Genomic DNA, 299 nt, shown 5'->3' on the forward strand with positions numbered 1-299 from the left:
TCCCTTCACGTGTATCGCCTTTATATTCATCAATGGCAATCACTTTTGGAAGTTCTTTTACTTTCTGAATTTCACTCAATGATAGACGATCAAAACGTCGGACAATCGTGGATGGTGAAGTACCATAAATAGTCGCTGTTTCTGAAAATATTTTTCCCTTTATGCTCCGTACATTTACCGCTTGATTCCATTCGATTGAAAAGCGTTGGTACCGCTGAATAAAAGTATTCTTTTCCGCAAATTTCTTCCCACACTGACACACATATCTGCGTTTGCGATAAAAAATAATGGTAAGTCTT

At 37.5% G+C, this 299-nt stretch carries 1 protein-coding gene; it reads right to left on the minus strand.

Going from position 1 to position 299, the window contains the following annotated elements; genetic code table 11:
* Window positions 1-299: helix-turn-helix domain-containing protein (locus LDK52_RS19970; RefSeq protein ID WP_277587628.1), on the minus strand; the 299-nt coding region annotated here is incomplete at both ends.

Source organism: Psychrobacillus antarcticus, assembly GCF_029533155.1.
Taxonomy (GTDB): Bacteria; Bacillota; Bacilli; order Bacillales_A; family Planococcaceae; genus Psychrobacillus; species Psychrobacillus antarcticus.